Here is a 13,458-nt window from a genome sequence, read left to right on the forward strand (position 1 = left end):
AAAGCGGCTAGGACGGTTAGATGGACAAAAGCCCGCCGCGCAGGAAAGCGCCCACGATCAAGGAAGTTGCCGCCCATGCGGGCGTATCGGTCATGACCGCGTCCCGCGCGGTGAACGGGAAGGCGCTGGTCAGCGTCAAGGCGAAGCGGGCGGTCGATCAGGCGGTCAAGGCATTGGGCTATGTCCCCAACGCGTCGGCGCGGGCGCTGGCCGGGAGCGCCGACCGGCGCGTGGCGCTGCTCCACAGCAGCACCACAACATCGGCCTATCTGGGCGAATTGCTGCTGGGGGCGCTGCCCGAGGCGCAGCAGCGGCATCTGCATCTGGTGGTCGAACAATGTGCGCCGGGCGCCTTTGCCGACGAGATCGTCGAACAGGTCGCCCATGCCCATGTTGCGGGCGTGATCCTGCCGCCGCCGCTGTGCGACTGGGCGGATCTGGTCGAAGGGTTGCGCGCGCGCGACATCGCGATCGTCGCGATCGCCACCGACGAGGATGATCCCGAGATGCTGAGCGTGGGCACCGACGATCGCCATGCCGCCTACGACCTGACCCGGCATCTGATCGAATTGGGGCATCAGCGCATCGGCTTCATCGAGGGCAATCCCCGCCACCGGTCAAGCGCGCGGCGGTTGCAGGGGTTTCGCGACGCTTTGCTGCGGCACGGGCTGGACCTGGACGAGGCGCTGATCGTGCCGGGGGATTTCAGCTATCGGTCCGGGCTGGATGCGGCCGAAAGGCTGATGGCGCTGGACGCGCGGCCGACGGCGATCTTCGCCTGCAACGACGATATGGCCGCCGCCGCGATCACCGTGGCGCATCAGCGCAAGATCAACGTACCCGCCGAAATCAGCATTTGCGGGTTCGACGATACGCCGCTGGCGAGCGCGATCTGGCCCGCGCTGACCACGATCCGCCAGCCGATCCGCGACATGAGCCGGGAGGCGATCGGCCTGCTGGCGATGCGGTTCCGCACGCAGGACGAGGGGGCGGACGGGATCATCGGCAAGGTGAAGCTGGACTATCAGTTGATCCGCCGCCAGTCCGATGCGGTGCCCGCGCGGCATTGATCCTTTACAAGAAGCCGACCTGCCGCAGCCAGGCTTCGCACAGGCGGGGCCAGAGCGACACCGGCAGGTCCGGCGTGTCGAGCGCAAAGCCATGGGGCGCGTCGGCGAAGATGTGGAGTTCCGCGCTGCCGCCCGCCGCCATCAAGGCGTCGTGCAGGCGATGGGCATTGATCACCGGCACGACGGGATCGTTGGCAGCATAGACGATGAAGGTCGGCGGTGGATCGGCCAGCATCTGCGCATCGGGCTGGAGCGCGTCGTAAAGCGCCTGCTTTTCCACCGGCGGCAGAGGCGGCTTGTCGGGGATGATGGTGCGCCCCTTCGCATTGGTGGAGAGGGGGGCATAGCCCACCACCAGCACGTCCGGGCGTTGCGTGTCCGTCGCACCCCAGGCAGCGGGATAGGCGGCGAGCAGGCAGGCGGCGAGATGGCCGCCCGAGGAGAGGCCGACCACGCCCAGCCCCAGGGGCGCGAGGCAGCTGGCGCGGATCATCCGCATGGCGTCGCGCGCATCGTCCAGAGGGGCCGACGGGCCGGTCCCGGCATGGGGAAAGCGATGGACGAGGACGAAGGCGTGATAGCCGAGCGCGGTCAGCCAGCGCGCGACCTGGACGCCCTCCCGCCCGGCCATCAGCGCCGTATAGCCCCCGCCGCCCAATATCAGCATGGCGCGACCATTGGACGCTTGCGGCGCATAGCCGAGCAGGACCGGCCGGTCGACGGCGGTGACGACCGTCTGTTCGGGGGCCGCCGTGTCATCCTCCAGGGTGAAGGCCCCCGCATCTGCATCGCGCAGGGGCCAGACCAGATCAGCCGCCAGCATCAGGTCGCCAGCCGGTTGCCGTAGCCGATGATCAGCGTTGCGAAGATGAGCAGGCCGACGCCGCTCCAGACCATCCGGCGGACAGAAGGCGCGGCGTCCTTCCATTCGTTGAAGGCGAAGCCCCAGCAGGTGCCGAAGATGATGATGGAGGCCATGTGCAGCGTCCAACTGGAGAAGCCGAAGCGGCCCATCTGGCTTTCACCCATCGTGTAGAAGAAGAACTGGAAATACCAGGCGGTGCCCGCGAGAGCGCACAGCAGGAAGTTGGGGAGCAGCGCGGGGCGGCGACCCGATGCGTCCGCCGCGCCGATCCACTGACCGGCCGACCTGTTCTTGACGATCAGCCAGGCGCACCAGAGCGCGTTGGGGACGAGGCCGCCGAACATGACGAGGCACAGCGTCGGCAGGCCGACCCAGAGCGGCCCGGTGCCTGCGGCGCGGCTGAGTGCGTTGACCGGCTGGCCCGCCGCCAGCCCGAAGGCGAAGCAGCTGGACATGATGCCCGAGAAGATGGCAACGGCGATGCCCTTCCTGAAATCGAATTCGGCGACGGCGGCGGCCTTCTGATCGGCCGACAGCGCCGCATCCTTGCGCGCGCCGGCCATGGCAACGACGATAATGCCCAGCACCGTGACAGCAAGGCCCAGCAGGACGATCTGGCCGTGCAGCGTGCCCGCAATCTCCGTCATGAAGCTGCCGTCGACGATCGGCGGGATCAATGTGCCGAAGACGGTACAGAGGCCCAGCACTACGGCCATGCCGAGCGAGAGGCCGAGATAGCGCATGGTGAGGCCGTAGGTGAGGCCGCCGAACCCCCAGAGGAAGCCGAAGAAGACGCACCAGCCGACGACGGAACCGGGCACCTGGCGCATCACGCCCATCAGGTCGTTGGTCTGGATCGAGGCGAAGAACCAGGGGGCGATCACCCAGGAGAAGATGCCCCCGGTCAGCCAGAAGATTTCCCAGTTCCAGCGCTTCACCCCGCGATAGGGGACGTAGAAGCTGGCCGAAGCGAGACCGCCCAGCCAGTGGAAGAGGACGCCGAGCAGTGGATTTCCGATCATAGGTCGAGTCCCAGACGATAGAGGCGGTTGGCGTTGCCACCGAAGAGCGCGCGGCGGTCGCTTTCAGGGAAGTCCGCGACGATGGCGTGATAGGCTTCCATGTAACGGTCGATCGGGCCGAACAGCTTGTCGGTGGGCGTGTCGCTGGCAAAGGCGCAGCGCCCGACCCCGAACAGGTCGATCGTTTCGCGGACCAGCGGTGCGATTGTTTCCTGTGTCCAGTCGCGGCGGATGAACCCCATGCCCGACAGCTTGACCGCAACATGGGGCAGCGCGGCAAGCGCCTTCATGCCGGCGCGCCAATCCCCAAGACCGTCCGCGTCGGTCAGGACCGGCATGCCCATATGGTTGATGATGACGGGGATGTCGGGATGGCGTTCGATCAGGGGAACAAGGCCCGGCATCTGGCCCGGATAGCATTGCAGGTCGAACGACAGGCCATGGTTGGCGAGCAGCGCATAGCCCGCCTGCCATTGGAGATCTGCTGTCAGGTCGGTGGGGCCATAGGTGCGCTGCGGGTCGGGATGCCAGTTGACGATGTGGCGGATGCCCTTGACGCGGGGATGCGCGGCCTGCGCGGCCAGCAGGGCATCGACATCGGGATCGTTGAGGGCTGCAAAGGCGACGAGGCCGGTCGGCAGGCCTTCGACTTGCGCGAGGCCGTCTAGCCACTGGGTTTCGCGCAAGGCGCTGTCCGCCGCTGCACCTGCGTCGACATGGACTGCACCGACGACGTTCCAGCGGGCCAAGTCAGCGCGATATTGGGCGACGCCATAGTCATGGGCGATCGGTTCGACGCTGCCGTTCGGGCCATCTTCGGAGAAGGGCGCGCTCAGCCAGTCGTAGCGGATATGGTTGAGATCCCACAGATGGATATGGGCATCGACAAAGGGGATCATGCTTCCTCTTCCTTGGTCCGCAACGACAGCCGTTCAATCGGGATGACTCTGATCCCCGTTCGCCCTGAGCCTGTCGAAGGGCTTCACGTGTTGAACAAAAGAACAGGGCTTCGACAGGCTCAGCCCGAACGGTCGTTGTTTGAAGCTCGCTTTACAAGCGGCGCGCCGGACTCTTGGGTGGCCGGTCGCGCCGCGCGACTTTGTTTTTAGAAGGTGGTGCGGCCACCCGACGTGTCGAAGGTCGACGCGGTGGTGAAGCTGCACTCCTCGCTCGCCATGAAGCAGACCATCGCGGCCGATTCCTCGATCAGGCCGAGGCGGCCCATCGGGATTTTCGAACGCATGTAATCGACCTGGCTCTGGGGCAGCTGGGCCAGGATCGGGCTTTCGAAGGTGGCGGGGGTCAGCGCGTTGGCGATGACGCCCTTGCCCGCCAGTTCCTTGCCAAGGCTCTTGGTGAAGCCGATGACGCCTGCCTTGCTCGCCGAATAGGCCGATGCGTTGGGATTGCCCTCCTTGCCCGCGACGGAGGCCAGGTTGACGATCCGGCCATAGCCGTTTTCGAGCAGGAAAGGCACAACTTCGCGGTTGCAGTAGAAAAGGCCATTCAAGTTGATGTCGATCACCCGCTGGAAGCTGTCGACGGGGTAATCCCACACGGTCGCGGTCGCGCCGGTGATCCCGGCCGAGCAGATCAGGATATCGACCTTGCCCAGAGCGGCGGCGGTTTCCTTGGCGGCAGCGGCGACGGCGGCATGATCGCTGACGTCGAGCGCGACCACATGGGCCGCGCCGATTTCATCGCGGGTGGCGGCGAGCGCATCGGGATTGAGATCCCACAGCGCGACCTGGCCGCCTTCGGCGACGATGCGCGCGGCGACCTGCTTGCCCAGGCCCGACGCGCCGCCGGTGATGATCGCGTTTCGGCCCGCAAAACGGCCCGCGTAGACGCTCATCCGAGCACCACGTCGCCGAGGTGACGCCATTCCGACACGGCCTGCTTCTGCTGCCCAAGCTTTTCTATGCCCAGTTCCATGACGTCACCGGCCTTGAGATAAACGGCAGTCGGCTTCTTGCCTTCGCCCACGCCCGGGGGCGTGCCGGTGATCATGAGGTCGCCCGGATAGAGGGTGATATATTCGCTGACATAGGAGATGAGCTGGGCGACGTTGAAGATCATCGTCTTCGTGTTGCCGGTCTGCATCCGCTGGCCGTTCACGTCGAGATACATGTCGAGATTCTGCACGTCGCCGACTTCGTCCGGCGTCACCAGCCAGGGGCCGACCGGGCAGAATGTGTCGTGGCCCTTGCCCTTGGACCACTGGGTGCCGCGCTGCTTCTGGTTGAAGCGTTCCGACACGTCGTTGACCAGGGTGTAGCCTGCGACCTTCGACAACGCCTCTTCTTCGGAAACGAAGCGGCAGGTTTGCCCGATGATGACGCCCAGTTCGACTTCCCAGTCGCCATGGGTCGAATTCTTCGGCAGCACGACTTCGTCATTGGGACCGTTCAGCGACGACAGCGCCTTCATGAACATCATCGGCTCGGTCGGGATCGGCAGGTTCGATTCGATCGCATGATCCTCATAGTTGAGGCCGATCGCGACAATCTTGCCGATGCCCTTGACCGGCACGCCGTAGCGCGGTTCGCCTTCGACGACCGGGAGCGAGGCGATATCGGCCGCCTGCGCGGTGGCGAGGGTGGCGACGGTCAGTTCAGGCACCACGGCCGACAGGTCGCGGATGTTGCCGTCGCTGTCGATGACGCCGGGCTTTTCCTGGCCACGCTGGCCGAAACGAACGAATTTCATGGGTCAGTCTCTCTTCAAACGATCAGTGGGTATAGGGACGGTGCATCGCGATGTCAGGGTTGAGGTCCACGCCGAAGCCGGGCTTGTCGAGCGCGGTCACCTTCATGCGGCCATTTTCGGGGACCGGTTCGCCCAGCAGCTGGGGATGGAACATCGGCACCACCTCCGTCGGCCCCGGATGCATCATCAGGAATTCGGCGAAGGGCGAATTGTGGCGGGTGATGACGAAATGATAGCTGTAGACGGACGAGCCATGCGGCACGACCATCTTGCCATGGGCGTCGGCCAGCGCGCTGATCTTGAGCAGTTCGGTCACGCCGCCGCACCAGCCGACATCGGGCTGGATGATGTCGCAGCAATCCATTTCCAGCAGCATGCGGAAGCCCCAGCGGGTCGCTTCATGCTCGCCGGTGGTGACCAGCATGCCCTTGGGCACGTTGCGCTTGAGCTGTTGATAGCCCCAATAATCGTCGGGACTGATTGCCTCCTCGATCCATTTGAGGCCGAGTTCGTGGGCGGCGATGGCGAGGCGGGTCGCATAGTCGACGTCAAGCGCCATCCAGCAGTCCCACATCAGCCAGAAATCCTCACCCACCTTGGACCGCATGTCGGCCAGTTCGGCGATATTCTTCTTCAGGCCCTCGACGCCTTCGGCCGGGCCATGATGCAGCGCCATCTTGCCGCCGATGAAGCCGAATTCCTTCGCCTTGTCGGGCCGCGCGCCAGTCGCGTAGAATTGCAGTTCGTCGCGCACCGCGCCGCCCAGCAGATGATAGACCGGTTCCTGCCGCAACTTGCCCAGCAAGTCCCACAGCGCAAGATCGACGCCGGAAATCGCGTTCACGACCAGGCCCTTGCGGCCATAATATTGGGTCGAGAAATACATCTGGTCCCAGATTTTTTCATAGTCCGTGGGCGCGCGCCCTTCGAGGAAGCGGGCGAGATGCTTTTCCACGATATAGGCGGCCGGTTCGCCGCCGGTCGTCACCGCGAAGCCGACGGTGCCGTCCTCCGCTTCGATTTCCACGACCAGCGTGCCCAGCACGTTGATGCCGAAGCTCTGCCGCGACTGGCGATATTCGGGATATTTCGACATCGGGGTCGCGATATGGTCGTCGATCCAGTGGCCCGCGCCCTGGTCATGATAGTCGGCACCGCCACCACGCACGGTGAAAGCCCGAACATGTTTGATCTTCGGCAAGGTCACGATCGGCACGCACTCACTCCCTGAACCCAAGCCGTCGCCCCACAGGATCGGACGGCAGAAACCTGCAATATATGGCCAAAATGCCGATAAAGTTCGGGCAGTGCAGATGGTGGCGTGATCGAAACACTCAGCCCACCCTCTCCTTCGCCCTTGTTTTTCTCATTTTGTGGGATAGAGTGTTATTAGATGAGACAGAAAACGTCAAACCCAGAATCAGGCGTGCGAGAGGAAAAGTCGAAAACGGAGCCGTCCAAGGCTTCGGGGTCGCAGACCTTGCAGCGTGGCCTGGACCTGCTCGACCAGGTGATCGACGGACCGATCAAGCTGGCCGACCTGTCGACACGCATGGGGCTGACCCGGTCGACCACCCACCGGTTGGCCAATGCGATGGTGGAGCGGGGTTTCCTGACCTTTCTGCCGCGCGAGGGCTATCAATTGGGGCCGAAGCTGTTGCAGCTGGGCTTTCTGGCGCAAAGCCAGACCGACGTGGTGCAGATCGCCCGGCCGCATCTGGAGGCGCTGGCCGCCGCGAGCGAGGATGTGGTCCATCTGGGGCGATTGGACGGGGATCAGGCGCTGTATCTGGACAAGATTCCCGGGCGCAGGCGGGTGGAGATCAGCAGCCGGATCGGCGACCGCCATCCGCTGACATCCACCGGCCTTGGCAAGGCGTTGCTGATCGATGATGCCGAATCGAGCTGGACCCGCTTGCTGGAAAGCGAACGGACGACCGGCACCCATGATGCCGATCCGGACGCCTGGCTGACGCGCATGCGCGGCTATGTCGCGGCAGGGCGCGCCTTCGACCTGGAGGAGAATGAAGACCAGATTCGCTGCGTCGCGGCCCCGATCCGCGATGCGTCCGGCGCGATCGTCGCTGCGATCAGCCTTTCGAGCGCCGCCCAATATATGGACGATGAGCGGATGGCGGCGCTGAGCGACGATGTGCGCGCCGCTGCACAGAAAGTCAGCGCCGACCTGGGCTGGACCCCCGGCGTCAAACCACCCCGCCGCCCCGCGCGGCGCTAATCCAAGGACCCATTCGCATGAAGCTGCTTGAAGGCAAGATCGTCCTCGTCACCGGCGCATCGACCGGCATCGGCCGCGCCGCCGCCATCGGCGCGGCCCAGCATGGCGCCGATGTCGCCATCAATTACGCCAACAGCGATGGTCCCGCCGCCAGCTGCGTGGCGGAGATCGAGGCGCTGGGCCAACGCGCCATCGCGGTGAAGGGCGACGTCGCCGACCCGCAGACCGCGCAGGATTTCGTGGCCAAAGCGGTCGAGGCCTTCGGCAAGGTCGATGTGATGGTGAGCAATGCGGGCATCTGTCCGTTCCACGCTTTTCTGGACATGCCGGTCGATGTGGTGGAGCGGACGTTCAAGGTGAACCTGCATGGCGCCTATTTCATGGTGCAGGCCGCCGCGCAGCAGATGGTGAAACAGGGCCATGGTGGATCGATCGTCGCGGTATCCTCCATCTCCGCCTTGGTGGGCGGCGAGTATCAGACGCATTACACCCCGACCAAGGCGGGCGTGCATTCGCTGATGCAGTCCACCGCGATCGCGCTGGGCAAGCATGGCATTCGGTGCAACAGCGTGCTGCCCGGCACGATCCTGACCGAGATCAACAAGGACGATCTGGCCGATGTCGAGAAGCGCGAATATATGGAAGCGCGCACGCCGTTGGGGCGGCTGGGCCAGCCGGAAGATCTGGCCGGGCCGATCGTGTTTCTGGCGTCGGACATGGCCGCCTATGTGACCGGCGCGGCGCTGTTGGTAGATGGCGGCATGTATGTGAATTTGCAGTAAGCACCGACGCGCTCGACCTCTTCCCGTCGGCCTGCTTCTGTCAGCAAGATGTTTTTCAGAAGAAATGAGCTTCGACAGGCTCAGCGAACGGAGAGAGGACAGCGTGAAAAACGGGAATATGCCCATGAGAACCGCATTGGCCATTGTAGCAGTTTTTGCCGCTCTGTTCGCCACACAAGTCGCCCAGGCCACGCGGCCAGGCGATACGATCCTGATCGCCAGCGATTCGACGGCGGCGACCTACAAGGCCGATCGCTACCCGCAAGTCGGATGGGGACAGATGCTGTCATGCGGGCTGGCCCCCGACGTGCGGGTCAGCAACCATGCGATGGGCGGCCGATCGACCCGCACCTTCCTGGCGGAAGGCCGTTGGGCGCGGTTGATGGCGGAGGTGATGCCGGGCGACACGGTGCTGATCCAGTTCGGCCATAACGACCAGGCGCGAAACAAGCTGGAACGCTGGGCACCCGCCGCGACCGACTATCGCGACAATCTGATGCGCTTCATCTGGGACGTGCGGACGGCGGGCGGCGTGCCGGTGCTGGTGACGCCGGTCGCGCGGCGCAACTTTGGCGTACATGGCAAGGCGGTGGCTGATTATCCTGCCTATTCCGGCGTGATGCGGACGTTGGCGACCGATCTGCATGTGCCGCTCATCGACCTGGAAGCCCGGTCGCGCGTCTGGCTCGACCGGGCAGGGCCAGAAGCGGCCAAGGCCTATTATCTCCATTATCGGGTCGAAGATCATGTCGCCGCTTTTCCCAAAGGCGTGACGGACGACACCCATTTCAGCGAAATCGGCGGACGCCAGGTGGCCGATCTGGTGGCGGACGGGTTGAAGGCGTTGAACCTGCCCGTTTCGGCCAAGGTGCTGTCGCAGCGCCCGGCGCTGACCCGCACGACGCCGCTTGGAAGGACGGATTGCCAATGACCCCGATCGATCGCCGCACGTTGCTGGCCGGCACTCTTGCGGGCGCGGCGCTGACGTCCCCTGCCCTGGCGCAGACGGGGGCGAAGACCGGCACTCGGGCCGTCACGCAGACATTTCCGCTGCCATCCGGCTTCGAGCGGTTTCCGATCTGGCCGGGCAAGGCGCCGGGCGGTGAGCGCGTTACGGTGCAAGAGCAGGAAACGCTGCGCCAGCCCGACAGCCAATCGGACGACACCGCCTTTTCCCATGTAACGACGCCGACGCTGACCCTGCTGCGCCCCGAAACGCTGGGTGTTAAGCCCAATGGCGCGGCGATGTTGCTGATCCCCGGCGGCGGCTATACCCGCGTCGCGATCGGCAAGGAGGGCTATGCGATCGCGCGGCGCTTCGCGCAGGCTGGCTATACCTGCTTTGCGCTGGTCTATCGCCTGCCCGCCGACGGATGGACGGCAGGGGCCGAAGCGCCGTTGCAGGATGCGCAGCGCGCGCTGCGCATCGTCCAGGCGCTGGGCAAGCGCGAAAAATTCGATGCGGAGCGTGTCGGCGTCATGGGTTTTTCGGCGGGCGGGCACCTGGCCGCCTGGCTGACCAGCCGGACGCCGCAGGAAAGCTATGCCCCGGTGGATGCGAGCGACCGCGAACCGATCAAGGCCGCGATCGCCGCCTATATGTATCCGGTGATCCAGATGGAGGGGCCGTTCGTCCATGCCGGGTCGCGCATGCAGTTGCTGGGCGCGAACCCCACGGCGGAACGGTTGCGCGCCTATTCGCTGGATCAGGATGTCAGCGCGCAGACGCCGCCCATATTCCTGGCCCATGCGCTGAACGATGTCGCTGTGCCGCCGGAAAACAGCCTAGCGATGCTGGCCGCGTTGCGGGCGAAAAAAATACCCGTCGAATGCCATCTGTTCGAAAACGGCAATCATGGCTTTGGCCTGTCCGCGCCGCCGGCCGCGCCCGCGCCATGGCCCGACCTCTTCCTGTCCTTTGCCCGGCGTCACGGCCTGTGACCCAGGAAGTGGCGCTGTTCGTGACCTGCCTGGTCGATCTGATGCGCCCGCGCATCGGGTTCGCCGCGATCCGCGCGCTGGAGGCGGCGGGATGCGACGTGGTCGTGCCAGAAGGGCAGACCTGTTGCGGCCAGCCGGCGCTGAACAGCGGCGACCGGGCGCATGCGGTGGCGCTGGCGAAGCAGACGATCGCGGCGCTGGAGCCTTATGACGCTGTGGTGGTACCTTCAGGGTCGTGCGCGGGAACGATCCGTTGCCATTATCCCGAGATTTTCGCGGGCGATGCGGCGTGGCTGCCGCGCGCGCAGGCGGTGGCGGACAAGACCTGGGAAATCATGGCCTATCTGGATCAGGTCCGGGGCTGGAAGCCGCAGGGCGTGACCGTCGAGGCCAAGGCGACCTATCATGACAGCTGTTCGGGCCTGCGCGAACTGGGGATCAAGGCGCAGCCGCGCCGGTTGCTCAGGGGCATCGACGGGCTGCGTTTCACACCGATGGAAGGCGAGGAGACATGTTGCGGGTTCGGCGGGACATTCTGCGTCAAATATCCCGCCATCTCCAACGCCATCGTCGGTGAGAAGGCCGATGCGATCGATGCGACCGGGGCGGATCTGTTGCTGGCGGGCGATCTGGGGTGCCTGATGAACATGGCGGGCAAGCTGCATCGCAAGGGCAGCAAGGTGCGCGCCTATCATGCGATCGAACTGATCGCGGGCATGGGCGATGGCCCGGCGATCGGGGAAGAGGGATGAGCGCTTTTACCGCCAGTTTCAAGGAACGCGCCGATGCGGCGCTGGCCGACCCGATATTGAAGATCGCGGTCGAGCGGACGGCGGGGACGGCGGAGGCCAAGCGCGGTATCGCTGTCGCCGCTTTCCCGAATTTCGAGGCCGCGCGGACGCGCGCTGCTGCGATCAAGGATCATGTGATCGCGCATCTGGGCGCCTATTTGGAGCAGTTCGAGGCGCAGGCGATCGCAGCGGGGGCCAAGGTCCACTGGGCCAGCACCGCCGACGAAGCGTGCCGGATCGTCATCGACATCTGCAAGGCGACGGGCGCCAGGAGCGTCGCGCGGTCGAAATCGATGCTGGGCGAGGAGATCGGGCTGCCCCATGCGCTGGCGGAGGCGGGAATCGGGCGGGTCGAAACGGACCTAGCCGAACATATCATCCAGCTGGCCGACGAGCGCCCGTCGCACATCATCTGGCCCGCCATGCACAAGACACGCGAGCAGGTGTCGGCGCTGTTCAAGGCGAAGCATCGTTTACCCCATCAGGAAGAGACGATCGCCGCCATGGCCGAAAGCGCGCGGCGGGAGCTGCGAACGCAGATGCTGGGCGCGGATGTCGGCATATCGGGCGCGAATTTCCTGATCGCGGATACCGGCGCGGTCTGTACCGTGACCAATGAAGGCAATGCCGAATTGTCGCTGGTGCCGCCGCGCGTCCATATCGTGACGGCGGGGATCGAGAAGATCGTGCCGTCCATGCCGCATGCGATCCACATGCTGCGCATGCTGGCGCGGTCGGCGACCGGGGCGGCGCTGACGCAATATACGACCTTCTATACCGGGCCGAAGCGTGCGGGCGACCGCGACGGACCGGAGGAGATGCACATCGTGCTGGTCGACAATGGCCGCACGAAGATGCGCGAAGAGGGACTGGCGGAAATGTTGCGCTGCATCCGCTGCGGCGCGTGCATGAACCATTGCGTCGTGTTTCGCCAGATCGGCGGCCATGCCTATGGCGGCACCTATCCGGGACCGATGGGCGCGGTACTGACGCCGGTGTTGGACGGATTGCCACAGAGCCGTGACCTGGCGCATGCCTGCACGTTGAACGGCAAATGCCAGGAAGTATGCCCGGTGCGTATTCCGCTGCCCACGCTGCTGAAGGGCTGGCGCGAGAAAAGCTGGCGTGAGGGGCTGGAGCCGACATCGATGCGCTGGGGCCTGGGGATATGGGCGTGGGTCGCGACCCGTCCACGCCTCTATCGGCTGGGGACGGGCTTTGCCGTGCGGGCGATGCAGATGCTGGGGAAAAGGGGCTGGATCGGCGCGCTGCCATTGGCCGGGGGTTGGACCCGCCATCGCGACATGCCCAAGCCTGCGCCACAGACTTTCATGGCACAGTATCGCAAGGCGCAGCGCAAATGAGCGCCCGGGATACGATCCTCGCCAAGCTGAAAGGCGCGATGCCGGACAAGGCGGCGGCCGACGCGATGCTGGTCGCACCCGAGCGTCCGGTCGTGGATGAAAGCGCGCTGGAGGCCGAGTTTCTGGCGCGGTTGGCGCTGCCCAGCGTCAACGCCAGCCATGATGCGATCGGCGACATCGCCGATTTACCCGCCGCCGTCGCCCGCTATCTGGACGAACAGGGCGCGCCGCGCAGCCTGTGCCTGCCGCCCGACCCCCGGCTTTCAGACTGTGATTGGGGCGGTTTTACCCTGCACGACGATGCCGCGCCGGACGAAAGCGCGGCCCTGGCGATGGCGCGCAAGGGCATTGCCGAGACCGGATCGCTGATCTTCGAAACGTCGCCGACCGCGCCGATGCTGCCCAATTTCCTGGCGCTGCATCACATCGTGCTGTTGTCGGTCAGGGACATCTTCGCTTATCTGGAAGAGGCGCCGCTGGCCGGTGCGCAGCCTCGCGCCCATTATTGGATCACCGGTGTGTCGGGTACGACCGATATCGAGGGCACCTATGTCCGCGGTGCGCATGGTCCGCGCTTCCTGCATGTAATCCTGCTGCGTCAGAAATGACCGCATGTCGGACCATCATTCCACATTAAGGGAATAAATACTTACTTTCCCGACACCGAACGCTATAAGC

General features: G+C 65.0%; 14 protein-coding genes. 8 read left to right on the plus strand and 6 right to left on the minus strand.

The window, feature by feature from the left end; all coding sequences use genetic code 11:
- Positions 1-20 precede the first annotated feature (20 nt).
- Positions 21-1,070, plus strand: coding sequence for a LacI family DNA-binding transcriptional regulator (locus U5A82_RS20290; RefSeq protein WP_326292655.1), 1,050 nt, complete (start codon positions 21-23; stop codon positions 1,068-1,070).
- 4 nt (positions 1,071-1,074) lie between these two features.
- Here the strand turns inward: U5A82_RS20290 and U5A82_RS20295 are convergent, their stop codons facing one another.
- The 6 genes from U5A82_RS20295 to rhmD form a co-directional block, all read right to left on the minus strand.
- Positions 1,075-1,893, minus strand: coding sequence for an alpha/beta hydrolase (locus U5A82_RS20295; RefSeq protein WP_326292657.1), 819 nt, complete (start codon positions 1,891-1,893; stop codon positions 1,075-1,077).
- Positions 1,893-2,957, minus strand: a complete 1,065-nt coding sequence (gene rhaT / locus U5A82_RS20300; protein ID WP_326292658.1) for an L-rhamnose/proton symporter RhaT — start codon at positions 2,955-2,957, stop codon at positions 1,893-1,895. Before rhaT ends, U5A82_RS20295 begins: the two co-directional genes overlap by 1 nt.
- The gene (locus U5A82_RS20305; protein WP_326292659.1) at positions 2,954-3,856 is read right to left on the minus strand and encodes an amidohydrolase family protein; all 903 of its coding nucleotides are present in this window, start codon (positions 3,854-3,856) and stop codon (positions 2,954-2,956) included. The genes rhaT and U5A82_RS20305 overlap by 4 nt, the downstream gene beginning before the upstream one ends.
- A gap of 206 nt (positions 3,857-4,062) precedes the next feature.
- A complete protein-coding gene (locus U5A82_RS20310) occupies positions 4,063-4,812 on the minus strand; it encodes an SDR family NAD(P)-dependent oxidoreductase (RefSeq protein WP_326292660.1) in 750 nt (249 codons plus the stop codon).
- Complete coding sequence (locus U5A82_RS20315; protein WP_326292661.1) at positions 4,809-5,666, minus strand: 2,4-didehydro-3-deoxy-L-rhamnonate hydrolase; 858 nt, start codon at positions 5,664-5,666, stop codon at positions 4,809-4,811. Before U5A82_RS20315 ends, U5A82_RS20310 begins: the two co-directional genes overlap by 4 nt.
- A gap of 22 nt (positions 5,667-5,688) precedes the next feature.
- Positions 5,689-6,873 (minus strand): L-rhamnonate dehydratase, encoded by a 1,185-nt coding sequence (gene rhmD / locus U5A82_RS20320; RefSeq protein ID WP_326293010.1) that lies wholly within the window; start codon positions 6,871-6,873, stop codon positions 5,689-5,691.
- 186 nt (positions 6,874-7,059) lie between these two features.
- Between rhmD and U5A82_RS20325 the strand changes: the two genes are divergently transcribed.
- The 7 genes from U5A82_RS20325 to U5A82_RS20355 all read left to right on the plus strand — a co-directional run bounded on the left by U5A82_RS20325 (position 7,060) and on the right by U5A82_RS20355 (position 13,388).
- Complete coding sequence (locus tag U5A82_RS20325; RefSeq protein ID WP_326292662.1) at positions 7,060-7,902, plus strand: IclR family transcriptional regulator; 843 nt, start codon at positions 7,060-7,062, stop codon at positions 7,900-7,902.
- Positions 7,903-7,919: 17 nt separating this feature from the next.
- On the plus strand, positions 7,920-8,684 hold the full coding sequence (locus U5A82_RS20330) for an L-rhamnose 1-dehydrogenase Lra1 (RefSeq protein WP_326292663.1): 765 nt from the start codon (positions 7,920-7,922) through the stop codon (positions 8,682-8,684).
- A 124-nt stretch (positions 8,685-8,808) separates the two neighbouring features.
- Positions 8,809-9,615: a rhamnogalacturonan acetylesterase gene (locus U5A82_RS20335; RefSeq protein WP_326292664.1), complete on the plus strand. Its 807-nt coding sequence runs from the start codon at positions 8,809-8,811 to the stop codon at positions 9,613-9,615.
- Positions 9,612-10,625, plus strand: a complete 1,014-nt coding sequence (locus U5A82_RS20340; protein ID WP_326292665.1) for an alpha/beta hydrolase — start codon at positions 9,612-9,614, stop codon at positions 10,623-10,625. Before U5A82_RS20335 ends, U5A82_RS20340 begins: the two co-directional genes overlap by 4 nt.
- The gene (locus U5A82_RS20345; RefSeq protein WP_326292666.1) at positions 10,622-11,377 is read left to right on the plus strand and encodes a (Fe-S)-binding protein; all 756 of its coding nucleotides are present in this window, start codon (positions 10,622-10,624) and stop codon (positions 11,375-11,377) included. The genes U5A82_RS20340 and U5A82_RS20345 overlap by 4 nt, the downstream gene beginning before the upstream one ends.
- Positions 11,374-12,780, plus strand: coding sequence for a lactate utilization protein B (locus U5A82_RS20350; protein ID WP_326292667.1), 1,407 nt, complete (start codon positions 11,374-11,376; stop codon positions 12,778-12,780). The genes U5A82_RS20345 and U5A82_RS20350 overlap by 4 nt, the downstream gene beginning before the upstream one ends.
- Positions 12,777-13,388, plus strand: a complete 612-nt coding sequence (locus U5A82_RS20355) for a LutC/YkgG family protein (RefSeq protein WP_326292668.1) — start codon at positions 12,777-12,779, stop codon at positions 13,386-13,388. Before U5A82_RS20350 ends, U5A82_RS20355 begins: the two co-directional genes overlap by 4 nt.
- The last annotated feature ends 70 nt before the right edge of the window (positions 13,389-13,458 follow it).

It is taken from the genome of Sphingobium sp. CR2-8 (assembly GCF_035818615.1).
GTDB lineage: Bacteria > Pseudomonadota > Alphaproteobacteria > Sphingomonadales > Sphingomonadaceae > Sphingobium.

Coding starts and splice junctions, on each gene's coding strand:
- U5A82_RS20330 (WP_326292663.1), top strand. CDS start 7,920: ATGAAGCTGCTTGAAGGCAAGATCGTCCTCGTCACCGGCGCATCGACC.
- U5A82_RS20290 (WP_326292655.1), top strand. CDS start 21: ATGGACAAAAGCCCGCCGCGCAGGAAAGCGCCCACGATCAAGGAAGTT.
- U5A82_RS20325 (WP_326292662.1), top strand. CDS start 7,060: ATGAGACAGAAAACGTCAAACCCAGAATCAGGCGTGCGAGAGGAAAAG.
- U5A82_RS20355 (WP_326292668.1), top strand. CDS start 12,777: ATGAGCGCCCGGGATACGATCCTCGCCAAGCTGAAAGGCGCGATGCCG.
- U5A82_RS20305 (WP_326292659.1), bottom strand. CDS start 3,856: ATGATCCCCTTTGTCGATGCCCATATCCATCTGTGGGATCTCAACCAT.
- U5A82_RS20350 (WP_326292667.1), top strand. CDS start 11,374: ATGAGCGCTTTTACCGCCAGTTTCAAGGAACGCGCCGATGCGGCGCTG.
- U5A82_RS20315 (WP_326292661.1), bottom strand. CDS start 5,666: ATGAAATTCGTTCGTTTCGGCCAGCGTGGCCAGGAAAAGCCCGGCGTC.
- U5A82_RS20340 (WP_326292665.1), top strand. CDS start 9,612: ATGACCCCGATCGATCGCCGCACGTTGCTGGCCGGCACTCTTGCGGGC.
- rhaT (WP_326292658.1), bottom strand. CDS start 2,957: ATGATCGGAAATCCACTGCTCGGCGTCCTCTTCCACTGGCTGGGCGGT.
- U5A82_RS20310 (WP_326292660.1), bottom strand. CDS start 4,812: ATGAGCGTCTACGCGGGCCGTTTTGCGGGCCGAAACGCGATCATCACC.
- U5A82_RS20295 (WP_326292657.1), bottom strand. CDS start 1,893: ATGCTGGCGGCTGATCTGGTCTGGCCCCTGCGCGATGCAGATGCGGGG.
- U5A82_RS20335 (WP_326292664.1), top strand. CDS start 8,809: ATGAGAACCGCATTGGCCATTGTAGCAGTTTTTGCCGCTCTGTTCGCC.